18 protein-coding genes are annotated in these 25,890 nt (G+C 53.9%); 14 read left to right on the plus strand and 4 right to left on the minus strand.

What is annotated here, in order from left to right:
• The 11 genes from nuoL (at position 1) to FJM65_RS15325 (ending at position 17,445) form a co-directional block, all read left to right on the plus strand.
• Positions 1-1,887 carry an NADH-quinone oxidoreductase subunit L gene (nuoL, locus tag FJM65_RS15275; RefSeq protein ID WP_140622420.1) on the plus strand — a complete coding sequence of 629 codons (1,887 nt, stop codon included), beginning with the start codon at positions 1-3 and terminating at the stop codon, positions 1,885-1,887.
• Positions 1,884-3,455: an NADH-quinone oxidoreductase subunit M gene (gene nuoM, locus FJM65_RS15280; RefSeq protein WP_140622421.1), complete on the plus strand. Its 1,572-nt coding sequence runs from the start codon at positions 1,884-1,886 to the stop codon at positions 3,453-3,455. The genes nuoL and nuoM overlap by 4 nt, the downstream gene beginning before the upstream one ends.
• A gap of 191 nt (positions 3,456-3,646) precedes the next feature.
• On the plus strand, positions 3,647-5,107 hold the full coding sequence (locus tag FJM65_RS15285; RefSeq protein ID WP_140622422.1) for an NADH-quinone oxidoreductase subunit N: 1,461 nt from the start codon (positions 3,647-3,649) through the stop codon (positions 5,105-5,107).
• Between the two features lie 263 nt (positions 5,108-5,370).
• The gene (locus tag FJM65_RS15290) at positions 5,371-5,688 is read left to right on the plus strand and encodes a hypothetical protein (protein WP_140622423.1); all 318 of its coding nucleotides are present in this window, start codon (positions 5,371-5,373) and stop codon (positions 5,686-5,688) included.
• A 1-nt stretch (position 5,689) separates the two neighbouring features.
• Complete coding sequence (locus FJM65_RS15295; protein WP_140622424.1) at positions 5,690-6,184, plus strand: DUF2231 domain-containing protein; 495 nt, start codon at positions 5,690-5,692, stop codon at positions 6,182-6,184.
• A 128-nt stretch (positions 6,185-6,312) separates the two neighbouring features.
• Entirely contained in the window at positions 6,313-6,741 is a 429-nt protein-coding gene (locus FJM65_RS15300; RefSeq protein ID WP_140622425.1) for an HYC_CC_PP family protein, read from the plus strand.
• Between the two features lie 97 nt (positions 6,742-6,838).
• Complete coding sequence (locus FJM65_RS15305) at positions 6,839-10,600, plus strand: efflux RND transporter permease subunit (protein ID WP_140622426.1); 3,762 nt, start codon at positions 6,839-6,841, stop codon at positions 10,598-10,600.
• Positions 10,597-12,027, plus strand: a complete 1,431-nt coding sequence (locus FJM65_RS15310) for a TolC family protein (RefSeq protein WP_140622427.1) — start codon at positions 10,597-10,599, stop codon at positions 12,025-12,027. Before FJM65_RS15305 ends, FJM65_RS15310 begins: the two co-directional genes overlap by 4 nt.
• Before the next feature lie 57 nt (positions 12,028-12,084).
• Complete coding sequence (locus FJM65_RS15315; RefSeq protein WP_140622428.1) at positions 12,085-13,854, plus strand: efflux RND transporter periplasmic adaptor subunit; 1,770 nt, start codon at positions 12,085-12,087, stop codon at positions 13,852-13,854.
• Between the two features lie 168 nt (positions 13,855-14,022).
• The gene (locus FJM65_RS15320) at positions 14,023-14,652 is read left to right on the plus strand and encodes a DUF3347 domain-containing protein (RefSeq protein WP_140622429.1); all 630 of its coding nucleotides are present in this window, start codon (positions 14,023-14,025) and stop codon (positions 14,650-14,652) included.
• A gap of 354 nt (positions 14,653-15,006) precedes the next feature.
• Positions 15,007-17,445: an outer membrane beta-barrel family protein gene (locus FJM65_RS15325; protein ID WP_140622430.1), complete on the plus strand. Its 2,439-nt coding sequence runs from the start codon at positions 15,007-15,009 to the stop codon at positions 17,443-17,445.
• A 116-nt stretch (positions 17,446-17,561) separates the two neighbouring features.
• Here FJM65_RS15325 and FJM65_RS15330 read toward each other — a convergent pair whose 3' ends face one another.
• The 3 genes from FJM65_RS15330 to FJM65_RS15340 are packed head-to-tail and all read right to left on the minus strand — an operon-like array spanning position 17,562 to position 20,156.
• Positions 17,562-17,993: a hypothetical protein gene (locus tag FJM65_RS15330; RefSeq protein WP_140622431.1), complete on the minus strand. Its 432-nt coding sequence runs from the start codon at positions 17,991-17,993 to the stop codon at positions 17,562-17,564.
• A 38-nt stretch (positions 17,994-18,031) separates the two neighbouring features.
• A complete protein-coding gene (locus FJM65_RS15335) occupies positions 18,032-18,697 on the minus strand; it encodes an XAC2610-related protein (RefSeq protein ID WP_140622432.1) in 666 nt (221 codons plus the stop codon).
• A gap of 16 nt (positions 18,698-18,713) precedes the next feature.
• A complete protein-coding gene (locus FJM65_RS15340; protein ID WP_140622433.1) occupies positions 18,714-20,156 on the minus strand; it encodes a glycoside hydrolase family 30 protein in 1,443 nt (480 codons plus the stop codon).
• A 153-nt stretch (positions 20,157-20,309) separates the two neighbouring features.
• Here FJM65_RS15340 and FJM65_RS15345 point away from each other — a divergent pair, with 153 nt between their 5' ends.
• Positions 20,310-21,365: an iron-sulfur cluster-binding domain-containing protein gene (locus FJM65_RS15345; protein WP_239022975.1), complete on the plus strand. Its 1,056-nt coding sequence runs from the start codon at positions 20,310-20,312 to the stop codon at positions 21,363-21,365.
• Positions 21,366-21,463: 98 nt separating this feature from the next.
• Entirely contained in the window at positions 21,464-22,927 is a 1,464-nt protein-coding gene (locus tag FJM65_RS15350; RefSeq protein ID WP_140622434.1) for an aminoacyl-histidine dipeptidase, read from the plus strand.
• A 505-nt stretch (positions 22,928-23,432) separates the two neighbouring features.
• Here FJM65_RS15350 and glgP read toward each other — a convergent pair.
• Positions 23,433-25,088 (minus strand): alpha-glucan family phosphorylase, encoded by a 1,656-nt coding sequence (glgP, locus tag FJM65_RS15355; RefSeq protein WP_140622435.1) that lies wholly within the window; start codon positions 25,086-25,088, stop codon positions 23,433-23,435.
• 275 nt (positions 25,089-25,363) lie between these two features.
• On the opposite strand from glgP, the gene FJM65_RS15360 reads away from it, so the two are divergent.
• Positions 25,364-25,828: a GbsR/MarR family transcriptional regulator gene (locus FJM65_RS15360; RefSeq protein ID WP_239022976.1), complete on the plus strand. Its 465-nt coding sequence runs from the start codon at positions 25,364-25,366 to the stop codon at positions 25,826-25,828.
• Positions 25,829-25,890 lie beyond the last annotated feature (62 nt).

Below are 25,890 nucleotides of genomic sequence, written 5' to 3' on the forward strand. Positions count from 1 at the left end.
ATGGAAAACTACATCTGGCTCATACCGGCCCTGCCTTTTTTAGGGTCGCTCCTGCTCATCCTTTTCGGCACCCGCTTGTCGCGCACTGCCGTGGCCATACTTGGCGTAGGCAGCGTAGGCATCTCGGCACTCATCACAATACTTTTGGGACTGCAGTTTTTGTCTGAAAAACCAGCTTTTTACCATCAGGAAGTATGGCAGTGGTTCAGTGTGGCAGGCTTTAACCCATCCATCGCCTTTCACCTGGATGCCTTGTCTACAGTTTTCATTTTCGTCATCACTTTTGTTGGGTTCCTGATCCACCTGTACTCCACCGCTTATATGGCCGACGATTCGGATTTCCCCCGCTTCTTTGCCTGCATGAATTTGTTTGTGGGCTCTATGCTGAAGCTGGTGATGGCTGATAACCTGCTGCTGTTATACCTGGGCTGGGAAGGCGTTGGCCTCTGCTCCTACTTATTGATCGGCTTCTGGTATAAGGAGCCCGCCAACGGCTACGCTGCCCGTAAAGCCTTCATCATCACGCGCGTGGGCGATACAGCCATGGCCATAGGATTATTTATACTTTTCCAGACGTTTGGTACGCTGAACATACAAACTATACTTACGGAGGCTCCGGAAGTATGGAGCGTAGGAACGCAGATGGCGGTGCTGGTGGGGCTGCTGCTTTTAGGCGGTGCCGTAGGAAAATCCGGTCAGTTGCCGCTGCAAACCTGGCTCCCGGATGCCATGGCAGGCCCTACTCCGGTTTCGGCGCTCATACATGCGGCCACCATGGTAACGGCAGGCGTGTACCTGATCGCGCGCATGTACGTCATATTCGACCTGGCCCCGGTGGCGCAGCTGGCGGTGGCTATAGTTGGTGCTGTTACCTTGCTTTTGGCTGGTTTCTCCGCCCTCACGCAATACGACCTCAAGCGGGTACTCGCCTACTCCACCATCAGCCAGATCGGGTATATGTTTCTGGCATTGGGGGTGGGTGCCTGGTCAGCGGGTATCTTCCATTTCATGATCCATGCCTTTTTTAAAGCACTGCTTTTCCTTTGTGCCGGCGCCATTATACTGGCCCTGCACCACGAACAGGACATGCGCAAAATGGGAGGCCTCCGTAAACGTATGCCGGTCGTGTTCTGGACCTTCTTAATTGGCGCGGCCTCGCTGGCGGCGCTGCCGGTCATCACTTCCGGCTTCTACAGCAAAGACCAGATATTGTGGTATACCTTAGCTGGTCCGCAAGGCAGTATCTGGCTCTATATGGCTGGTTTGGCAGGTGCTTTTATCACCTCGGTTTATACTTTCCGGATGGTGTTTATGACCTTCTACGGCGAGGAGAAAACGCATGTGGCGCATCCGCCCGGCAAGGTCATTACTATACCTTTGGTTATACTAGCCATACTTTCTTTGGTAAGCGGATTTATAGAACTGCCGCACAATTTTGCGCATGTGGCGCTGTTCTCCGGCTTGATGGCGCCGGTGCTACCGGGCATTACAGCTAACGAACTGCTGGCGGCGAACGAATGGATGTTCCAGCTAATTGCAGCTGTTATATCCCTGGGAGGCGTGTTTGTAGCCTACCTGTTTTACCAGAAGAGTCCGGCATTGCTGGCAAGTATAGAAAACTCTTCTTTTGCCATGGCGCTGCATCGCTTTTGGTTCTCGGGCTGGGGCTTCGACGCGCTCTATGATAACCTGTTCGTGCGGCCGTACGTGTTCCTGGCCAACCTCAACAAGCGCGATATCATCGACAGCTTTTACACCGGACTGGCTCAGATGGCCGAGGGCTTCCATGTAATGTTCTCCCAAACCCAAAGCGGCGTGCTACGCAACTACGTGGCCGGCATCGTGGTCGGTGCCATTATGATTCTCACCATAAGTCTACTGCTATGATACTGCTCTGGATGATCGTGATCCTGATGGCTGGCGGTCTGCTGGCCTGGCTTTCCAAGAAGTGGCACCCCGTGCTGCCCCGCTGGATTGCCCTCTTCGCTGTGCTTACCGATTTTATACTGGCTGTATACTTGTGGCTGAGCACACCAGCTGCCACTTTAGGTGCTTCTCCCTGGCTGGTGCAGCTGGAGATTCCGTGGGTGCCGCAGTGGGGCGTGAACTTTATACTTGCCCTCGATGGCCTGAGCCTGCTCATGCTGCTGCTCACCTTCTTCATTGGTATTCTGGCTGTGCTCATTTCGTGGCGGGAGATCAAGGTGAAGACCGGCTTCTTCCACTTTAACCTGCTGTGGGTGCTGGCGGGCATCACAGGCGTTTTCCTCACCATGGATCTGTTCCTGTTCTACTTTTTCTGGGAGGTGATGCTCATTCCGATGTACTTCCTGATCGGAGTCTGGGGCCACGCCAACCGCAACTACGCTGCCTACAAGTTCTTCCTCTTCACGCAGGCTTCTGGGCTGCTGATGCTGCTGGCCATACTTGGTCTATACTTTATCCACGGCTCCCAAAACGGAAATTATACTTTCAATTACTTTGAGCTGCTGGGAACAACCCTGGCCCCGGAAGCGGCGCGTTTGCTGATGTTCGGCTTCCTGGCCGCTTTCCTGGTGAAGCTGCCGGTGGTGCCTTTCCACTCCTGGTTACCCGATGCACACTCCGAAGCCCCAACTGCTGGTAGTGTTATACTTGCAGGCTTGCTGCTGAAAACAGGTGCCTATGGCCTGCTGCGTTTCGTGCTGCCATTGTTCCCGACGGCAACGGTAGAGTTTGCCCCTTGGGCGATGCTGCTGGGTGTTGTCGGCATTATCTACGGTGCCATCCTCGCCTACTCCCAAACTGACCTGAAACGACTGGTGGCTTATACCTCAGTGAGCCACATGGGCTTTGTGATCCTGGGCGTGTTTGCCTTTAACGAGTGGGCGCTGCAGGGCGTAGTAATGCAGATGATCGCCCACGGCCTGAGCACCGGCGCCTTGTTCATCATCGCCGGCTTTCTGTACGAGCGCCTGCACACCCGCGACATCGGGCAAATGGGTGGTTTCTGGGCCAAAGCGCCAAAGATGGGGGTGATTGCCTTGGTATTTGTGATGGCTTCTCTCGGACTACCGGGCTTGGGCAACTTCATTGCGGAGTTTCTCACACTGGTAGGCAGCTGGCAGGCAAACAATTGGCTCACAGTTTTTGCCACCATCGGCCTGGTGCTGGCCACAGCCTACTCGCTGCGCATCATGCAGAAGGTATTCTACGAGCCCGCCCCCACCGATCACCCATTGGCGGATTTGAACGTCCGTGAAATGCTGATCGCCGTGCCGATGGTCGTGCTCATACTTTGGCTGGGCCTCTACCCGCAACCTGTGCTGGATACCGCTACACCAAGTATAAACCAGCAGCTGCAGGCCTATCAGGAGCTGGAGGTGAAGGAGGAAAAAGTGGCCGTGGTGGAAGAAAAGGCTGAAGAACAAAGTATAAAGCAAACTAAAAGAGAGAACACAAAAGTCCCCCTTTGAAGGGGGCAGGGGGATGATATTTTTTGTTTGCTGGCGCGGGCTAGCAACCCGTGCCTAACTATAAAGCCGGATTTGCAATCCGACTGGGCCGGAGGCCCAAACTATAATGCGACACGAGCGCGGACGCTCGCGCCATAAACATAAAATTTGAGAGCATCTTCAAATCTTCAAATCTCCAAATCACAAACGCCATGACCCAAACAGACTTCCTGTACCTGATGCCGCTCATCATACTTACGGTGGCTGCCCTTGTGAACATGCTGGTGGTAGCGGCCTGGCGAAACCACAAGATCATCTATGTCATCACGGCGGTGTCGTTTGTGGCGGCTTTCCTCTCGCTGTTTGAATTGCGGGGGATTACAGCCTATACGATAGACCCGCTTTTCGTAATCGATAGCTTTGGCGTGTTTTACATTGGCCTGATCCTGGCGACGTCTTTGCTCATCAGTATGCTCTCTTATGCCTACTTCGAACAGCGGGAGGAACAGAAGGAGGAGTATTACATCCTGTTGATCCTCTCTACTTTGGGCGCCTGCACGCTCGTCATCAGTACGCACTTTGCCTCGTTGTTCCTGGGGCTGGAGGTCCTGAGCGTGGCTTTATACTCACTCATTTCCTACTTAAGGGGCCGCGAGCACTCCGATGAGGCAGGCGTAAAATACCTCATACTGGCTGCCTTCTCTTCTGCCTTTTTGCTCTTCGGCATGGCGCTGGTATACTTCAGCCTGGGCACCATGAGCTTTGGCGGCATTGCCGCAGCCATCACCGACTTGCCGACGCTCCCCCTCCTGCTGCTAACAGGCTTTGGGATGATGATCGTGGGCATCGGCTTTAAGCTGAGCGTGGTGCCCTTCCACATGTGGACGCCGGATGTATACGAAGGTGCCCCGGCACCGGTCACGGCTTTTATCGCCACCGTTTCCAAGGCGGGCGTGCTGGGCATCCTGATTCGCTTTTTCATGGAAGTGGACGGTTTTCGCTATCCCACCCTCCTTACTATTTTTACCATCGTAGCCATCGCCTCCATGATCGCGGGTAACCTGCTGGCGCTGATGCAGACCAATGTGAAGCGTATTCTGGCGTACTCCTCTATCTCACACCTGGGTTATCTGTTGGTGGCATTCTTGGCTGGCAACCAAATGGGTGTGGAGGCCATTACTTTTTACCTGGTGGCATACTTCATCACAACTGTGGGGGCCTTTGGCGTAGTGGCCATGTTATCCGACACTGAGCGGGATGCTGAGCTGCTGGAGGATTACCGCAGCCTGCTCTGGCGCCGCCCCTGGACCGCTACGGCTTTCACTGCCATGCTGCTCTCGCTGGCCGGCATTCCGCTTACCGCCGGGTTTGTGGGCAAGTTCTACATTCTTGCCGCCGGCGTCAACACCCAACAATGGCTGCTCGTTTCAATGCTGGTGCTAAACAGCATTATCGGCTTATACTATTATATTAAGATCATTGCGGTGATGTTTCAGCAACCGGAGGCCGAAGCTGAGCCGCGCGAACGTCTTCGTCCGTCCATATACCTGGCCAGTGTGGGTACGCTGGCTGTGCTAACGCTGCTGCTGGTGCTGGTGGGGGTATACCCGGCCGCGCTAGTAGATGCCATCCAGAACATTTTTTCATCGGCACCGGCATTCGTGGCAAAGTAGCGGCTTGATGCTCTGTAGCTGCACCGGCCCTGCAGCAATTTCAGCAAGTGTTCAAGGGCATGATCTGTTGCAGGTCAAGGTCTTCTGCCGTTTATTCGGCTCCCCTATAGCGAGCTGAGAGCACAAGCTCTGCGCAGCAACATCACCTTCTCCTTGCTTTTTCCGTACGCAGTAGCTGCCGGGGATGCTCTTGCCATAGCTTGTATAGTAGCGCCTGAATATGTAGCTTTAAACATCAATCAAATAATCTAAAACAAATAACTATGAAGCGTATCAAACCAATTCTGCTGGCTTTCCTTTTTATCATCCCGTTTCTGTATTCCTGCCAGGAAGGAACAGATGTTGTAGAATCTGGTACTTACCAGGGCACCATTGATGAAGTAGAGCCGGAGAAATCTGAGATATACGTAAAAACAGACGACAACCAGCGCCTGGAATTATACTTTACCGAGAGCACCACGCTTACCAGAAACGGTGAGACTGTAGCCTTTGACCAGCTGAAAGAAGGTGGAAAAGTGGAAGTGGAAGTAGAGAAAGTAGGCCAGCGCCTGGACCCTATTGCCGTGAGAATTCTGGAATAGCATGACCGAACCGACATTCTGGCGAACCGAAGTATGGCATCCGCTGACGGTGCACTTCCCAGTTGCGCTGCTCACGTTTGCCACCCTCGTAAAATTATTCGCTATCTTTTTAAAGCCCGCTTCTGCTGATTTCTGGCAGAAGACGGGCTCTTTCTTGCTATACTTCGGCACCCTGGCAGCCTGGCTAAGCCTGTTTACCGGCGACATGGCTGATGGCGTCGTTTCCCGGAAGCTCTGCGACCCGACTGTGCTGAAGGACCACGAGATCTATGCCCAACTCCTAACGTATACTTTCACGGCAGCTGCCCTCGCCGATGTAGCGCTCCGAAGCGGCCTGCTCAAATTTAAGCCACGGCTTTTGCAAGTACTAGTGCTTTTGCTGATGCTGGTAGGCACTGGCTTATTAACCTATGCCGGGCACCTGGGCGCGCGCGTAGTATACCAGCAGGCAGGCGGAGTTTACGTGCCAACAGGCGACTGCGCAGAGTTTAACTAAGGAGATAATTTTCAAACCATTGCAGGGGCTGCTTACGGCCCACAAGCTCAAATTCTATAAATCTTTTTGCTAATTTTGTAACACATCTTGCCACACAGGGTTTACCTTTGTAGCATACCTTGTAACACATGAACCTTTACCGCCGGATCATATTGCTCACGCTCACGCTGCTGGTGCTCGTCTCCTCGACGGGTATGGCGGTGGGTATGCATATTTGCGGCGGCGAACTGCGCGATGTGACCTTCTTCGGGGCTGAGGCAGATTGCCCGATGGATGTGCCCAAGGCGGAGCTGCCTGCCTGCCACGCCTCCTCCCAGAAATCCAGCGATGACTGCTGCAAAGACCATCAGGTAAAGATTGAGCGCCACGACGCGGCCTCAGACCACAAGTCTGTTACGCTGAATAAGCTGCAGGACATAAAGTTTATCGCAGCCGTTAAGGTGTTGGTACTGCAGTGGTTTGCACCGGAAGCGGATTTCAAACCGACTTACGCCCTTTACGAGTCTCCCCCACTGGCCCGCGACATACCCGTGCTGGTGCAGTCCTTCCTTCTATAAACCTATCCTTTTTCGATTTCTGCCTGCCGCTGCGGCTGGTGTAGTTTGTTGCTGCCCTTTTGGTAGCCATACATCTATGTTTTCAATCGAATAAGGCATGTTAAACAGCATTATTAAGTTTTTTCTGGAGCAGAAACTCGTTACGGTGCTGCTCCTTCTCCTCATCGTTGGCTGGGGCATCATCGTGGCGCCGTTCAACTGGAATGTTCCTTTTCTGCCCAACGACCCTGTTCCCGTAGACGCCATTCCGGATATTGGGGAGAACCAGCAGATCATTTTTACCGAGTGGATGGGCCGCTCTCCGCAGGACGTGGAGGACCAGATCACCTATCCGCTTACCACTTCCCTATTGGGTATGCCGGGTGTAAAGACCATCCGCTCAACCTCTATGTTCGGCTTTTCCAGCATCTACGTCATTTTTGATGAGGACACGGAATACTACTGGAGCCGCTCCCGCATTCTGGAGAAGCTCAACTCCCTACCCGCCGACCTGCTGCCCGAGGAAGTGACGCCAAAGCTTGGTCCGGATGCCACGGCATTGGGACAGGTATACTGGTATACTTTGGAAGGGCGTGACGAAAACGGCAAACCCGCCGGTGGCTGGGACCTGCACGAGCTGCGCACGATCCAGGATTTTTATGTGCGCTATGCCCTGTCGGGTGCCGAGGGGGTGGCAGAAGTGGCCTCTGTGGGCGGCTACATAAAAGAGTATCAGGTAGACCTGGACCCTGCAGCCATGAAGGCCAACAACATCTCGATGATGGAGGTGATGAACACGCTGAAAAACAGCAACCAGGATGTAGGCGCCAACACCGTGGAAATAAACCAGGTAGAGTACCTGGTGCGTGGCCTGGGCTATGTAAAAGACCTGGAGGATATTGAGCAGGCGGTCGTGAAGGTAACAAACAACGTTCCGATCCGCATCCGCGACATTGCCCACGTAAACATCGGCCCGGCCGACCGCTCTATGCTCGGTATCCTGGACAAAGGCGGTGCTGAGGCTGTGGGAGGCGTGGTCATTGCCCGCTATGGCGACAATCCGCTGGCCGTGATCAACAACGTGAAGGAGAAGCTGGACGAGATCGCCGCCGGCTTGCCTTCTAAGAAACTGGCCGACGGACGCACCTCCAAAGTAACCGTAGTGCCGTTCTACGACCGCACCCAGCTCATCCACGAAACGCTGGGCACCCTGAACGAAGCGATCATACTTCAGATACTGATCACCATCATCGTGATCATCGTGATGGTGTACAACCTGCGCGCCTCGCTGCTCATTTCGGCCCTGCTGCCATTGGCTATGCTCATGACCTTTATCATGATGAAACAGTTTAACGTGGATGCCAACATTGTGGCGCTGTCGGGCATTGCCATTGCCATAGGCACCATGGTGGATTTGGGCATTATTCTGAACGAGAACATCCTGCGCCATCTGGACGAGGCCCCGCCGGAACAGCCGTTGATGAAAACAGTTTACAATGCCACCACAGAGGTAGCCACAGCCATTATCACGGCCGTTTCCACCACCATCGTCAGTTTTCTGCCGGTGTTTACCATGCAGGCCGCCGAAGGAAAACTGTTTGGGCCGCTGGCCTTTACCAAGACCTTTGCCCTTGTGGCGTCCCTTATCTTCACCATCCTGATCATGCCGGCCTTTGCTCATGCTGTGTTCGGGCTAAAAGCTGGCAATAAGTCACGGGTAAACCTGCTGAACTGGTTCCTGCTGGCATTGGGCGCAATCGCCTTGTTTATACTTCCGCTGGCGGGCGTGGTGCTTATACTGGTGGGGGCCAATAATTTGCTGGCATACTTTCGCCCTATGCCGTTTGCAAATTATAACACGCCGGTGATGGTAGGCATTGCCGTGCTGGCTGTCTCGTGGCTGCTGGCCGAGAACTGGATGCCGCTGGGCGCCTCCGTTAGCCTGATCGTCAACTTTCTTTTCATCCTCATCGTCATCGGACTGGTGCTGGGCACCTTTGCCTTGTTTATCGGGGCCTATCCCCGCATACTTATGTGGTGCCTCCACCACAAAGCAGCCTTTATGCTCCTGCCCGCCTTTATTATGCTCCTTGGGCTAAATGTATGGCTGGGCTTTAACGGCGTGTTCGGTTGGGTGGCAAGCGGGCTGGACAAAACCGGCCTTAACGTTCGCACTACTTCTCTGTGGAGCGGAATTGTGCATACTTTCCCCGGTATGGGCGAAGAGTTTATGCCGTCGCTGGACGAAGGTGCCTTCCTGCTGATGCCGACATCGATGCCGCACTCGGGAGTGGAGGCGAACAGGCGCATTGTGCAGCAGCTGGACCTGCTCATCTCGGCCATACCCGAGATAGAAATGGCAGTGGGCAAGGCTGGCCGCGCAGAAACGGCGCTGGACCCGGCCCCCATGTCGATGTATGAGAACATTATCCAGTATAAATCAGAGTATAAAACCGATGCCAAGGGCCAACGGCTGCGCTTTAAGGTAGATGAAGACGGCAAGTTTGTGCGGGATGAGGCAGGCGCGTTGATAGAGGATGAAAAAGGGGAGTACTTCCGGCAGTGGCGCGACCACATCCAGAGCCCCGATGACATCTGGAACGAGATCGTGCAGGCAGCCAACATTCCGGGAGTTACCTCTGCCCCGAAACTGCAGCCCATCGAAACACGGCTGGTGATGCTGCAGACAGGCATGCGCGCCCCGATGGGCATAAAAGTATACGGCCCGGACCTGCAGACCATCGAGGATTTCAGCCTGCAGTTGGAGCGTTACCTGAAAGAGGTGCCATCGGTTAAGCCGGAGGCCGTGTTTGCGGACCGCTCGCTGGGTAAGCCATACCTGGAGATAGAGCTGGACCGCCGTGCCATGGCCCGCTATGGGTTGAATGTGGCCGATGTGCAGGAGTACATTGAGGTAGCAATGGGCGGTATGGCCTTGTCTACGACCGTGGAGGGCCGCGAGCGCTACGCCATCCGTGCCCGCTATGCCCGCGAGTACAGAAACACCCCGGAGGCAGTAGACCGCATCCTGATCTCCACGGCCGGCGGTGCGCAGGTGCCGCTGGGAGAACTGGCCAAAGTAGTATACCGTCCGGGCCCGATGATGATCCGGGGAGAAAATTCCTTTTTGACCGGCTACGTGCTGCTAGACAAGCAGGACGGTTTTGCCGAGGTAACGGTGGTGGAGGATGCGCAGCGCTACCTGAATCAGAAGATCGCTTCCGGAGAGCTGCAGGTGCCGGCGGGGGTAAGCTATAAATTCTCGGGCAACTACGAGAACCAGGTACGGGCATCGCAGCGCCTGGCCCTGATCATTCCGCTCTGCCTGCTCATCATCTTTCTGATTTTATACTTCCAGTTCCGCTCCGTCTGGACGTCCTTGTTCATTTTCACCTCCATTGCCATGGCCTTTTCGGGAGGTTTTATGATGCTGTGGCTTTATGGGCAGGATTGGTTCCTCAACTTCTCCTTCGGAGACACTAACATGCGGGAGCTCTTTCAGATGCGCACTTTTAACCTGAGCGTGGCTGTGTGGGTGGGCTTCATCGCCCTCTTCGGCATTGCCACCGACGACGGCGTAGTGATGGGCACTTACCTGAAACAGCGCTTTGAGAATTTCAATCCCGAGTCGCGGAAACAGGTGCGCGAGGCGGTGCTGGAGGCAGGCATACGCCGCGTAAGGCCTTGCCTGATGACCACTGCCACTACCCTACTGGCCCTGTTGCCCGTGCTCACCTCCACTGGCCGTGGGTCTGACATCATGGTGCCGATGGCCATCCCTACGTTTGGGGGCATGACAGTGGCCCTGATCACGCTGTTTATTGTGCCGGTGCTGTATAGCTGGCGCGAAGAACTCAAATTAAAGAACGAGACGTTATGAAAAAGAGCATCCTGAGTATACTTTTTCTACTGGCGATCAGCGCTTTGACGCAGGCACAGACGCTGGAGGAGTACCTGGTGACGGCAGGCGAAAACAACCCGCAGTTGAAAGCCCGCTACGCCGAGTACCAGGCGGCACTGCAGAAAGTGCCGCAGGCCGGCTCCCTCCCCGACCCGGAAGCCACCTTTAATGTGTTGCTAAAGCCGATGGAGCGGTTTATGGGAAAGCAGGTGGGCGATGTGTCGGTAATGCAGATGTTCCCGTGGTTCGGGTCGTTGGAGGCAGCCAAAACAGAGGCAGAATATATGGCCCAGATGAAGTTCGCCTCTTTTATCGAAGCCAAGCTTAACCTATACCACACCGTGCGCAGCACCTGGCTCTCGCTGTACCAGATAGACGAGGACATAAAGCTACTGGAGCGGGAGCTGGAAATAATGCAGGCACTGGAGCGGGTAGCGCTGGCCAAGTATAAAGCTGCCCCCGCAGACAACGCTTCCGGCGCCTCCCGCTCCGGCACTGAGGCACCGGCGGCACCAGGTAGCGGCAATAGCACTTCTTCCGGCATGGCCGGCATGGGAAGTGGCGCTGCAGGCGGCAACACAGCAAGTACTTCCGGGCAGGCAAGTATGAGCAGCGGAAGTATGGCCCTGATGGCTTCGTCGTCGGGCACCTCGATGGTGGATGTGATACTGATACGGGTGCAGGTAAAAGACCTGGAGAACCGGCTGCAACTGCTCCGCGATTCCAAAAAACCGAAAGAGGCAGCCTTCAACAGCATGCTTAACCGCGACCTAAACCAACACGTGCAGCTAGCGGATACGCTGGAGCCTGTGGCCCTGCCAGCCTCCCTGGCCCTTATCCAGGACTCGATCAGGCAGAACCACCCGATGCTGAAGATGTATGAGTGGGACGAGAAGGCACGTGAGGCGCAGTTGCGCATGGCCAGGCTAATGGGAAAGCCGATGATCGGGCTTGGGCTGAGCTACATGGTGTACAAGCCCCGCACCGATGAAATGACGCAAATGCCCATGGGCGGCGACAACATGGTGATGCCCATGGTTTCCGTGACGCTGCCGATCTACCGTAAAAAGTATAAAGCGGCCCAAAAAGAGGCGGAATTTGCACAGGCTGCCGCCGTGGCTAACCGGGAATCAGCAGAGAACATGCTGTTAGCGGAGCTGAGCGGGCTGTTGTATGACTACCAGCGTGCCAGCAGCACGCTCCAGTTATTAGAAGAGCAGATCAGGCTGAACGAGCATGCCATCCGGCTGCTGACCACCAACTACAGCGTGGCAGGCACCGGCATAGAGGAAATACTGCGGCAGCGGCAGGCCATACTTGGTTACAAGCAGCAGCTGCTGCAGGCCGTTACCGATCAGCATATAGCCGTATCGGCCATTAACCGCCTGATGAACAGCGACAACTAAAAAATACACCCCTGCAGTTCAGGGAGCTTTCTAAACCTTTATCTACTGGATAAACAGATGAAACCACGAAATAAACAACTTGTTACATATTTGCTCATCGCGCTGGGCGGCCTGCTGGTGGGCTGGCTGATCTTTGGAGGCAGGGCCGCTGAGGAAAGCCACAGCCATGCCGCTGAAACAGCTGGCGTCACGGAGTATACCTGTTCCATGCACCCGCAGATCCGGCAGAACGAGCCCGGCAAATGCCCCATCTGCGGCATGGACCTGATTCCGGTAACGGCGACAGGCAACAAAACTGCGCAGGCCAGCCCCTACGTGCTGGAAATGTCGGCGGAGGCTGTGGCGCTGGCCAACATACAGACCACGCCCGTACAAGCTGCAGACGCCGCGAGTGAGCTGATGCTGACCGGCACCATCCAGCAGAATGAAAAAGCAGTGTCATCCATCACGGCCAAATTTCCGGGACGCATCGAGCAACTCTACGTAAACTTTACCGGCCAGGAAGTGCGCAAAGGAGAACGTTTGGCGTCAGTATACTCCCCGGAGCTGGTAACGGCACAGCGCGAGCTGCAGGAGGCGGCCAAAGCCAAAGACATTATGCCCGAGCTTTATGAGGCAGCCAAAGCCAAACTGCGCCTCTGGAACCTGAGCAGCAAACAGATTCAGCAGATCGAAAGCACCCGGAAAGCCCTGACCAGTTTTGATATTTATGCCGATGTGAGCGGTGTGGTAACCGGGCGCATGGTGGCCGTGGGCGATTACGTAAGCACCGGCTCGGTGCTGTTCGAGGTAAGCAACCTGTCGTCGGTGTGGGTGGTGCTGGATGCCTATGAAACTGACTTGTCGCGGGTGCAGGAAGGTGCGATGGTAGACTTTACCGTGCCTGCTATACCGGGCCAGGAGTATAGCGCCAAAGTGCAGTTCGTGACGCCGGTGCTGGACGCCGGTACCCGCGCCGTGCAGGTAAGAGCCGAGGTGGCAAATCCGGATAGGCAGCTGAAGCCCGGCATGTTTGTGAACGCCCGTATCAAATCATCAGCCAAAACCGCAAAAGCCACCAAAGGCCTGGCCGTGCCCCGCACCGCCGTGCTCTGGACCGGCAAACGCTCTGTGGTGTATGTAAAAGCCATCGACCATGAAACGCCTGCCTTTGAGATGCGCGAAGTTACGCTGGGGCCAAGCCTCGGCGACACGTACCTCATCCAGTCGGGCCTGCAGGAGGGTGAGCAGGTGGTGACCAACGGTGTGTTTGCCGTAGACGGGGCCGCCCAACTGAGCGGCAACTATAGTATGATGTCGTCGCCGGAGAACAAACAAATGAAGGTGCCTGCTGCTTTTCAGGAACAGTTGGGGGCGCTGGTAACGTCATACTATACACTGAAGAACGCCCTGGTGGCCTCTGATGCGACAGCAGCCCAAAAGGCCGCCGCTGACTTGCAGCAGACGCTGGGCCAGGTAGACATGAGCCTGCTGGACGGCAGCACCCACGCCAAATGGATGGAACTGCAGCCAGCCCTGGCCGCAAACACAGAACAGATTCAGGAAAGCAGCACCCTGGAAAAACAACGCGCTGCCTTTTCGCCGCTTTCTGACCGCCTGATAGAGGCCGTGGAAACTTTCGGCACGAACAAAGAGGTTGTGTACAAGCAGAAGTGCCCGATGGCGCTGGGCGACAAGGGCGCCTACTGGCTGAGCGAACAAAAGGATATCCGCAACCCATACTTTGGCGAGGCCATGCTGAGCTGCGGCGAAACAGAGCAGACGTACCGGCCAAACCAGACGGCCCCGCAAGCGCAGCCGGCACCGGTACAGAGCCACGCGCATTAAATGATAGGACACCATGAAGGAATGCTGCCAAACCGAGAACGATAACCAGCCGCGAAAGCCATGGCTGCGGTGGATACTGTATGCCACACTTATACTTGCGCTCGCTTTTGTGGCGCTACAACAACTCAATCTGTAACTTTATACTTCTAAACTTTTAAAATCCAGACGATGAAAAAGACACTTTTTGCAGCCGCTGTGCTAGCAGCCTTTACCTTTACCTCCTGCTCCGAGAGCAAAACTGAGAACGCTGAAGCCACAGCCGGGCAGCACGGGGAAATGCAGCACGAAGACATGGCTGCCGAAGAAGCCAGCGCCGCTGTAGTGGAAACACCGGATTTTGCCCACATGGCGGAGCCGGTGAAAACACAGATAGGCCAGCTGATCAGCGAGTACTTGAATTTGAAAGATGCCCTGGTAGCCGCTGACGCAAATGCCGCGAAAACTGCCGCAAACCAGGTACTAACTGTTGCCAAAGCCATGCCTGTTGCCACGCTCTCTGATGCGGAGGCTAAAACGTATGCAGAGGAAAAAACCGCCAGCATTGTGAGCAGCGCGACAAGTATAGCCGGCGCCGGCGATGTAGAGGCCCAGCGCGAAAACCTGGAGGCGCTGTCGGAGGCGATATTTTCTATGGCCAAGGCATTTAACGCAAACGACCAGAAACTATATTACCAGCACTGCCCGATGGCCATGAATGATAAAGGCGCTTATTGGCTAAGCTCCAACGAGGAAATCCGCAACCCATACTTTGGCGACAAAATGCTGAAGTGCGGCAGCACCGAAGAAGTACTGGACTAAGTATAAAATGCCTGAAAAGCAGAAGCGAAGGGTTCTCAGAGCCTTTCGCTTTTTTGTTTTTATGCTGACGCCATACTTTGCAAGAACCTCACTTTCAAAGCCATCAGCTATCCTCTCCCCTTTTTTCTTCATCCCCAGGCAACCATTTGCGGCGCCGGGCCATCTGTAGGGTATAGTCCGTTTCAGGGCTGCCCCCAAAAGAAAAATTTTAACGCTTACGGCAGGTGTTGGAAGACAAAAACCTCCGGTTCGTCGAAAAGACAAGAGAAAACCAAAACAGTACCTTGCTATACAAAGTACTATAGAGTAATTTTACAGCACGATCCATTTATCAACACTACACAAAATAAAACCATGAAAAGATTTTACGTTTACCTCGCAATTCTCTTTTTCCTCTGTAGCAGCCACACCTTTGCACAGTCTGGCGGCATGCTGACGGGCACCGTGCAGGACGACCAGGAGCAGCCGCTGGGCTTTGCAAATGTGGCGGTGCTGGAGGCAGCCACAGCCAAGGTGGTAACAGGCGCCATCGCCGACATGGACGGAAACTTCCAGATCATGACGCCGGCAAAAGGCAAGTACCTCCTGAAACTTACTGCCCTTGGTTATGTAGAGCTACAGACACCGGCTTTTGACGTAACGGCAGCAAACTTTTCCAAGGACTTTGGCAAGCTGCAACTCAAGCAGGATGTAAAAACACTGAAAGAGGTGCAGGTGCAGGCTATGCGCCCCACGGTTATCACGGAGCCGGATAAAATGGTGGTGAGCGTGGAGGGTACCGCCCTGGCCAGCGGCGCGACGGCTTACGAGGTGCTCACCAAATCGCCGGGCGTGTGGGTGGACCAGGACGGCAACATCCAGCTGAACGGCAAGTCGGGGGTGCAGATGATGATCAACGGCAAGCGCAGCTACCTGTCCGGCAAAGAGCTGCAGACGCTGTTGCAGGGCATGTCTGCCGAGAACATCAAGGACCTGGAGCTCATCACAAACCCCTCTGCCAAGTTTGATGCAGAAGGCGCCAGCGGTGTGATTAACATCAACCTGAAAAAGGCTGTGGACACCGGCATGAACGGCAGCGTGTACGCCGGATACCAGTATAACAACGTGAACACTTATACTTCCGGGGCGGATATGAGCTACAAGAGCGGCAAGTGGAACTCCTTCGGCAGCCTGGACCTGGCCCGCCGCAAGCGCTACCGCGACATGGAGATGAAGCGCATCTTCCTGAACCCGGACGGCAGCACCAGCAAGTTCGACCAGACCGGCCGTGAAGAAAACGAGCGCTTTGAGCCCTCGCTGCGCATCGGCACCGACTACGACTTTAACGAGAAGCACAGCATCGGGGCCATGGCCAACGTTATCACCAACAGCACTGACTTCTTTTTCCACACCGAATCATACCTGCGCGACCCGAACGTGGCCGATGATCTGTTCATTGATGCCATGAACAAAGGCGAAGGCACCTACAGCAACGGCACGTTTAACCTGCACTACCTGGGCAAGCTAGACACGATCGGCACGACCCTCTCCTCAGACCTGGATTATGTGCACATCAGCAGCCACGACAAAGCCGGTTTTGATAACCAGTACTTTACGCTGCCTGCCACCACCCCTGACTCGGTGCAGATGCTGAGCAACAACAACCCGACCAAGTATGACATCTACTCTGCCAAGGTAGACTTTACCAAGCCGCTCTCGAAAAAAACCAAACTGGAGCTGGGCGCCAAGGCCAGCCATGTGGTGTCGGATAACGAGCTTTTGTTTTACGAGGAGGCAGATACCCGCAAAACACTCGATCCAAAGCGCAGCAACCACTTCATCTACAAAGAGAATATTTATGCGGCTTATGCGAACCTAAACACCAGCCTGGGCGAGAAGTGGACCCTGCAGGCAGGCCTTCGAGCCGAGCAGACCGACTCCAGGGGCAACTCCCTGACCAAAAACGAGAAGACCGACCGCAACTACCTGAATCTGTTCCCAAGCGTGTTCCTGCAGCAGAAGGTGAGCGACAACTACCAGATCGGCTACAAGTATAGTCGCCGCATTAACCGGCCAAATTACCAGGCGCTTAACCCGTTCATCTTCTACCTGGACCCTTATACCTCGGCGCAGGGCAACCCGCAGCTGAGACCGCAGTACACGAACTCCTTTGAGGTGACGCAGACGCTGAAGCAGACCTATAACCTGATCCTGGGCTACTCCATCACCGAAGACTTTATAGCCGAGGTGCCGGAGCAGAATCCGGAGGATAACACCACCGTGTTCCAGCAGCAGAACGTGCGCAACATGAAGAGTGCCAGAGCCACGCTGGTGGCCCCGATCAAGGTCTCCAACAACTGGGATGTGAGCAACAACATCATCGTGATGTACCAGGAGTTTACCCACCCCCGCAACGGTGAGATGGTGGTAAACGACCAGGTAACGGCCATCGCCCAGACCACGAACAACATCATGCTGCCGCACGGCATTCGGATGGAGGTTGGCGGCAGTTACCAGAGCCCTGCGGTATACGGCCTTTACAATGTAGGCGAGCAGTGGTGGGTGGATGCCGGCCTGAAGCGCAGCTTCCTGGACGATAAGCTGACCCTGAGCATGAACGTGACCGACATCTTTAGAAGCCGCATACTGAAGGTGGACACCGAGCTGAATGGAAACGTGAACGCCATTGAGCAGTACCACGGTGCCCGCGGCGTACGCTTCAACATCCGCTACCGCTTCAACAAAGGCTCCGAGTTCGAATCGAAGAAGCGTAACGTAAACCTGGATGAGCTGAACCGCACTGGCGGTAACTAACAGCTATTTTGTGTAATGTAAAAAGGCCTGTCGCGCTTGCGGCAGGTCTTTTTCGGTTTAGGGACTTTATACTTCTATAGGTTTCATTGTAGTGTGATTTTTACATTTTTAGTGCTTCAGTAATATCTTCCAAGTCCTAACTCCTGAAACAAGTAAATATGCAACATAAGAAGCACTGGGAATAAAACAATGGAGATCATCTTGTTCAGCATTACTTCATTTTTATCCTTTACTATTGACCATACTAGTAAACCAAAAGCTGGTATTGCTCCAATAAGTAAATAAAGAAGAACCAAACTTTGCCCTACATTATCATGCATTCCATCCGAATATAACTTTATTCCGATGTCATTCAATGCGATAAGCCAAATGATAAGTATAGTTTTCATGTAAGGCTTTAGTCCAAAAGTAAAGTGCCCAGTGATTATAGTCACAGCAATAATTACTGCAGGAGTGAATGTGATTCCGCTTGGACCGTAGTAGTGACCGATCAAGTTGTTTAGCAGCACTATACCAATTGATATCGGTATACTTTGTTTTGCTTTCATAAATTCTGATACACAACAAATCCTATAAGGTGGCATCGCTACCTTATAGAATTTGTTGTGCGCTGTTTTTCTTTCATAATTAACTCTACTTCTACTTTCACTAAAGAATCAACGTCTTCATTAGTGAAATCAACAAATCCGATGGTATGTCCCAGATCCTTAAGTTCCAGTTTGCTGCCAATTTCATAGAACTTGTAAAAAGGCGGTCCGGCCAGTACTAAGCTTCCTATCAAATGGTTAATAGAATCTGGTTCTGGATTTCCTATTTCGTTGAAGCCTTGCACATATTCAATGTTTTTGTTGGAGACTATATACAAATAGTAACCAGAGTTGCTCCTCGGATCCGTTCCTGCTGGTATCAAGATGTCATTGATTCCGTCAAAGTTGAAGTCACAAAACTTAATTTTTGTCTCCTTCTCTGCGGCAGGATGATTCCTCGAAAATAAAGAATCTGCTAACACAGTATCCACCTTGCCACTCAGGTTTCTGATGAGCCGAAGAACAACTGTTTTTTTATCTACATCATATGAGTCTGTAGTGTCAATAGTTGTCAGAGTTAAAAGATAATCTTCATCATCAAACAACTTATACTTGCTGAAGTAGGCATTATTAGGTTCATTCAATAACTCCTCAAATTCATTTCTGAAGCGACTACTGCACGAGGCAATGATCAATACAAAAATTACGATGGTCAGTCTTTTCATTAAATGTTTCGCACAACTACCAGACATACGTGCCAACAGCGCCCGCTCTTAACAGGGTCGTTGCCTGTTTGCCCTCATGGCTGATGTTAAAGTTCTGCGCCGATGCACCAGTATTCAGCACAATGAGTACCGTTTTTCCCTCAGGTGTTTGGTAGGCCACGTTTGGCAGGGCCTCCGGTGTGTTACTTTTGATGCGCACAGAACCCGGGCGGGCGAACTTTGCGGCATGCGCCACAATGTAGTAAGCAGGGTTACGGGTCACCAGGTCACCATCAATTGTGACGGCGCCGAGGCACTCGGTGCAGCCGCCTGGCGTATGCGGGTTCTGCTCCGGGTCGGCGGCCAGATTCCACTCCAGCACGGTTTTGGCCCAGTTGCGGGGCGCTCCGATGATCAGGTTCTCCGTGTGCCACTTCAGGTCCTCCGGGAAATTGCCCGGAGCTCCGATCCACTGCTCGGTAAAGTATAAATTCTTGTCCGGGTGCGCCTCATGCACTTTCGAGAGCGCGTCTATGGTGCCGCCGTACAGGTGGAAAGCCGCTCCGTCTACATACTTTTTCGCTTCTGGGTCGTCAAGTATGGAAATCGGGTAGTCGGGGCGGTCGGCGTTATGGTCGTAGATCACGATCTTCGTATCCAGGTTGCCGGCCTCGAAAGCCGGGCCCAGACTCTTCTTGATGAAAACAGCCTGGTCTTCGGGCAGCATCAGCAGGCTTGGGTTGTTGCCGGGGTGCAGCGGCTCGTTCTGAATGGTTATCGCATCAATGGTGATTCCCTCTTCCGCCATCCCTTGCACGTACTTTACGAAATACTTCGCATAGGCATCGTAAAACTCCGGCTTCAGGCTGCCCCCTTTGGAGTTGTTGTTCGTCTTCATCCAGGTAGGCGGCGACCAGGGCGAGCCCATGATCTTGATGTCCGGGTTAATGGCCAAGATCTCCTTCAGCACCGGGATCAGGTGTTTTTTGTCAGGTGAGAGGTCGAACTTTTCCATCTCCACGTCCGTCTCGCCGGCCGGCAGGTCGTTGTAAGAGAACACCTCTGGGTCCAAGTCGGAGGCACCTATACTTAGGCGCAGGTAGCTAATACCAATGTTGTTGCCTTCGGTGCCGAACAGTTCCTGGAGCAAAACAGCGCGTTGCTTCGGGCTCATCTGGTGGAGCAGCATGGCACTGCCGCCCGTAAGCGTAAAACCGAAGCCATCAATACTTTGGAAGGTCTCTGCCCCATCCACCTCAATGGTTGGGTAAGAATTCTTGTTTTCGCCGAATTGCAGGTCTGCCTCCTGCCGCTCGAACAGGGCCGACTTGTCTGGATTTGTCAGCCACAGCGTGGCGGCTGGTGCGTTGGTCTCTGTTTGGCTGATGCCTCCTTCTTTGCAGGAAGTGAAGCTGGTAACCAACAGCGACAGCGCCAGTGTGCGGTAAAGTACCTTCCTGATAGGGTCTCGTTTTAGCATTATAAGGTTAGGTTTAGAATGATGTTGCGCATCTAAATTACAAAAACACGATATGAAAGCTAGCGAAAATAACCCGGCAGCCCGGAAAGCTGTTATAAAACTACAAATTATACGCCCTGCACCACTCTTCCATACTTTAGCGTAAGCACGTACATGATGGCAAACCAAACCGTACCTACAGACCACTTCACCCTTACCGTTACCGGCATCCGCCAGGAGCGGCCGGACTTCAAGACTTTTGTATTGGAGCCAGACCGGCCCATCGACTATAAAGCCGGCCAATACCTGACGCTGGTGCACACCGACAAGAACCAGGACATCCGCCGTTCCTACTCCATCACCTCCTCCCCTGCCCTGCAGGAGCCGCTCAGCATCGGCGTGCAGCGCATCCAGAACGGCTTTTTCTCCAGGAGGCTGGTGGATGACGTACAGGTAGGTGACAAATTGCACGCTGCCGGGGCCGCCGGCCTGTTTATACTTCCTGATGACATGCAGCACTACCGGCAGGTGTTTCTACTGGCTGCCGGCAGCGGCATCACGCCAGAGCTCTCGCTGCTCAAAACCATACTTTATACTTACCCGGATGTGGCCGTCACGCTCATCTACAGCAACAGTAATCCGCAGAAGGCGATCTATAAAGAAGAACTAGAGCAGCTGGCCCATACTTTTCCGGAACGTTTCCGGCTGCAGTTCCTGTTCAGCAACTCGCCTAACCTGGCGCAGGCGAGGCTGTATAAAGATTTGCTGCAGCAGCTGGTGCGGCAGTATGCCGTGGCACCGCTAAACCAGGTGCTTTTCTACATCTGTGGCCCCTACAGCTACATGCGCATGTGCTATTGGGCGCTGCGGCAAATCGATGCCCCAAACGAGAACATCCGCAGGGAGAACTTCAACACCACCAAAGTTGCCGTAAAACAAATGCCCCCGGACACCGATCCGCACGAGGTTATACTTTTCCATAAGGATCAGGCGTATGAGCTGACGGTGGAGTACCCCGATACCATCCTTCGGGCGGCACGCCAAGCCGGTTTGCACCTGCCCTACAGCTGCGAGGCCGGCAAATGCGGCAACTGTACCGCCCGCTGCACCAGCGGCAAAGTATGGATGTCGTACAATGAGGTGCTGACGGAGCGCGACCTACAGCAGGGGCTGGTGCTTACCTGCGTGGGCTACCCGGTGGGCGGACCTGCGCGGCTGGAGTTGAAGTGATAAGAGACCCCCGCTGCCCCTGTTTTTCCGGCCGAAAACCGTAACTTTAAGCCAGCGGCTATTGCTGCATTAAAACGGAAATTAAAACAACATAAACTATGAGCACTGAAGTACGCAGCCTGGAGCCGAAGGCCCTTTGGGAAAATTTTGCTGACTTAAACGCTGTGCCACGCCCCTCTAAAAAGGAGGAGCGCGTGATACAGTTTATACTTGACTTCGGTCAGAAGCTTGGGCTGGAGACTTTTAAGGATGAGGTGGGCAACGTCATCATCAAAAAGCCTGCTACCCCGGGCATGGAGAACCGCCAGGCCGTGGCCATGCAAAGCCACCTGGACATGGTGCACCAGAAAAACAACGACACCAACTTCGATTTCGACACGCAGGGCATCGATATGTATGTGGATGAGGACTGGGTAAAAGCCCGCGGCACCACCCTGGGTGCTGACAACGGTATCGGCGTGGCCACGATTATGGCCATACTTGCTTCCAAAGACATTTCGCACCCGGCCATTGAGGCTTTGTTTACCGTGGATGAGGAAACAGGCATGACCGGCGCACTAGGATTGAAAGGCGGTTTGCTAGATGCCAGTATACTTTTGAACCTGGACACCGAGGATGACCGCGAACTGACCATCGGCTGTGCCGGCGGCGTGGATGTAACCGCGACTGGCAACTATGAGCTGGAGGCCACTCCGGCAGGTATGGCGGGCTACAAACTGTCGGTAAAAGGCCTGACTGGCGGCCACTCCGGCATGGATATTATACTTGGTCGCGCCAACGCCAACAAACTGATGAACCGCCTGCTGCACCACGCTTCCAAGCAGTTCGACCTGCGCATAGCAAGTATAGACGGGGGCGGCCTGCGCAATGCCATTCCAAGAGAATCTGCTGCCGTAGTAGTGGTGGCTGAAGCTGATAAAACCTCTTTCGAAAAATTTGTAGAGGAACAGCGCGAAATAATTGCACAGGAGTATAAAACCACCGACCCGAATCTGCAGGTGCAGTGGGAAACCGCTGAGGCACCGGCCCAGGTAGCCACGAAAAACTTTACTTCTACTTTAGTGCGCGCCATCTACGCCACGCCAAACGGCATTTACCGCATGAGCCCGGAGATCGAGGGGCTGGTGCAGACCTCCAACAACGTGGCGCGCGTGGAACTGAAAGACGGAAAGTATAGAATCCTCTGCCTCACGCGCAGCTCCGTAGACTCTGAGAAAGACGATCTGGCCGCGGCTATACAATCAGCATTGGAATTGGCGGGGGCTGAGGTTACCCTGAACGGCTCTTACCCCGGCTGGGCTCCTAACCCGGACGCCTCCATCATCAAGCTCATGAGCGATTTGTACCGCAGCAAGTTCAACAGCGAGCCGGACGTGAACGCCTGCCACGCCGGTTTGGAGTGTGGTATACTGGGCTCCAACTACCCGGGTATGGAAATGATCTCCTTCGGCCCTAATATCCGCGGCGCCCACTCTCCGGATGAGAAAGTACAGATCAGCTCGGTACAGAAATATTGGGATTACCTGCTGGAGACGCTGCAGCGCATTCCGGAAAAAGTATAAATATGAAAAAGTTAAAGAAGCCGCTCAGAATTGGGCGGCTTCTTTTGTTTTGGCGGGAGTTTTGTAGTACCGGGTCCAACCACCCCTGCCCCTCCTTGTCTAAGGAGGGGAATTCTGATTTAGCCGTGGCTATCGAAGCTTATCCCAGTCCTTGGGCTGAGCGCCTTGTGAGATCCGGTGCCCGCCAAGGGCATGCCGAGCGGTAGTGAGGCAAGGAGGGAACACAGCGCGATGCCAGAGGACGAGCCCTCGCGGGCTTGGAGGGCACCAAAGTATGAGGTGAAACTATGCGCAAGTAAGACTGAGGATGAATGGCAGCTATTAAGTATAGCTTGGTTCAAGTTGCAGGAAGCGGCGGCTAAAGCAGGAGAAGGCACCCCGAAAGCCTTCGGGGCGTCATGGAAAGTTTAAAGTATAAATTATAAAGTATAGCGCAAGTATAAAATACGAAAGCCGCTCATCTGTAGAGCGGCTTTCGTATTTTATATCATCAACTGCAGCACCATTAGCTGTTAAACAACTCCTCATAATACTGGTGCGCCATACGGTTCGACTCGAACTGCGGCACCACCGTGCGCATACTCTGCTTCATGATGTGGCACCATCGGTCGTGGTTGTGGTAATAGATGGGGACAATCTCCTTCTCCAGGAGCCGCATCAGGTTGTTGTGGTCCTCGTTATCCTGCACCTCGTTGGGCTGACTGGTATCCGCAATGGGCAGCACGAAACTGTTTTCGCCGTTGCGTGCATACTCGGGTAGCCACCCATCCTGCACCGATACATTCACGCCGCCGTTCATGGCAGCCGTCATGCCGCTGGTGCCCGAGGCCTCGCGCGGGCGCCGTGGTGTGTTCAGCCAAATGTCGCAGCCATGTTTCAGTTTCCGCGACAGCTCAATTTCATACCCCGTCAGCACCGCCACATTGTCCAGCTGCTGCGATATTTTCACGAGCTTGTTAAATACGTTGATAGCGCCATAGTCAAACGGGTAAGGCTTGCCAGCCCAAATCACTTGCACCGGCATTTCCTTGTTCGATACCAGGTCCACGAACCGCTGCATGTCGCGCACCAGCAGGTCGGCGCGCTTGTAGGCGGCAAAGCGGCGCGCCCACACAATGGTCAGCACATCGGGCCTGAAAAGCTTTCCGGCCTGGTTGGCCACCACCTTAAATAGCTGTCGCTTCAGCTCCTCTTTCCGGCTGGTGAGGGCCTGGTTATCGTCGCGCTCCTGCGCCTGCCACAGCTTGCGGTCCGTCCAGAAGTTAAAGTTCTGAGCATTGGTGATGGCCTTGATCTCGCAGACGCCTTCGTTGTCGTACCACATTTCGCGTGCCACCTGCCCATGAAGCTGCGATACCCCGTTAGCCACCTTTGCCAGCCGCAGTGCCGCCAGGGTATGGTCAAACATTTGCCCGTGCATGGCGGTCAGCTCCCGCACCTCCTCCAGCGGAATGCCGTTAAAAAAGCTCATGCGGTGCAGCAGGTGTATGTCGTGCTCCTCGTTGCCGGCTTTCTCTGGGGTATGGGTGGTAAACACCAGGCGCTTCCGTATCTCGTCCAGTTTGCCGTAATCCTCGAAGAGCTTAAAGGCCAGCGGCAGCGCATGCCCCTCGTTCATGTGATAAATTTCAGCGCCGCCCAGGGCCTCCACCACTTTTGCCCCGCCAATGCCCAGCACAATGCTCTGGGCAATGCGCGCCTGCGGCTCCGGGTCGTAAAGGCGGTGCGTGATGGTGCGGGCCAGGTGGTCGTTGTCAGGGATGTCGGTGGTGAGGAAATACATGGGCACGGTTCCGAAAACCTCAGGCTTCAGGACCAGCGCCTTTACCAGCACCGGATGCTCGTTCACCAGCACCCTGACCGTAATGCCCGGATCTTCCAGAAACGAATAGAACTTCTGCTGAAAGTGCGGGCGCATGGTCTGGTCTTCGTTGCGCTCCTGGTCGTAATAGCCATACTTCCACAGCATGCCAATCCCGACCATATTCTGCCGCAGCTCAAAGGCGCTGCGCATGTGCGAGCCCGCCAGAAAGCCAAGGCCGCCGGAGTATACTTTCAGCGCCTGATCAATGCCATACTCCATGCAAAAGTATGCCACACGCTTTTTATACTTGTCATTTATCTCGTACGGATGATACCATCTGTTATATTGTGAAGCCATACTTAGCCAGAATTTATACTTTAAATTTATGATCCCGGAGACATGGCAAGAGCTACAGCACCCAAGCCCCGGAATACCAAATATACCTTAACCTCCTACGCAGGTTTCAGAATTATAGATAGATACCGGTAAAAAGGCTAATCGAGAGGCCTCTGTGTTATAACATCCGGGCAATCAAAAATAGATAGCGAAAGTTTAGTTCTCAAAATTAGGAACCAACAGAACTTTATACTACCTTTGCAGTGTTGTTAAGATAGAAAGACAAAAATTAACACATGATAAAGCTAACCGAAAAGCAACAGGCACTGATAGAACGCATTGGCATTTTCCAGGAGAAGACCGGGATGCAGCCGGTGGCTGGTCGCATTGTCGGTTTGCTCTACGTTTCCGATAAGCCGGAGCTTACGTTCGACGAGATCCGCGAAGTGCTGGGCATCAGCAAGAGTGCCACCAGCAACGCCCTGAACCTGCTGCAGCACCTCAACCGCCTCGACTACATCACCTATAGCGGCGACCGCAGGCGCTACTTCCGCCTGAAGCTGGACAGGTGGCGCGAGCTGGTAATGCAGGAAATCGACTCTGTGACAGAGTTTTCGGCTACCCTGCAGGAGGTGGTGGCAGAGCGCACCAAGGAAACGCCGGAGTATAACCGCGACCTGCTGGACCTGGCCGATTTTTTAAAGTACCTGCACCGCGAGCTGCCCAAGCTGATGCAACAGTGGGAGGCGCAGCGCAAATAATTTTTTTAACTAATTGGTTCTCAATACACAGAACAAAATAGAACTACAAGAACTTAAATAAA

It is taken from the genome of Pontibacter mangrovi (assembly GCF_006385705.1).
Lineage (GTDB): Bacteria > Bacteroidota > Bacteroidia > Cytophagales > Hymenobacteraceae > Pontibacter > Pontibacter mangrovi.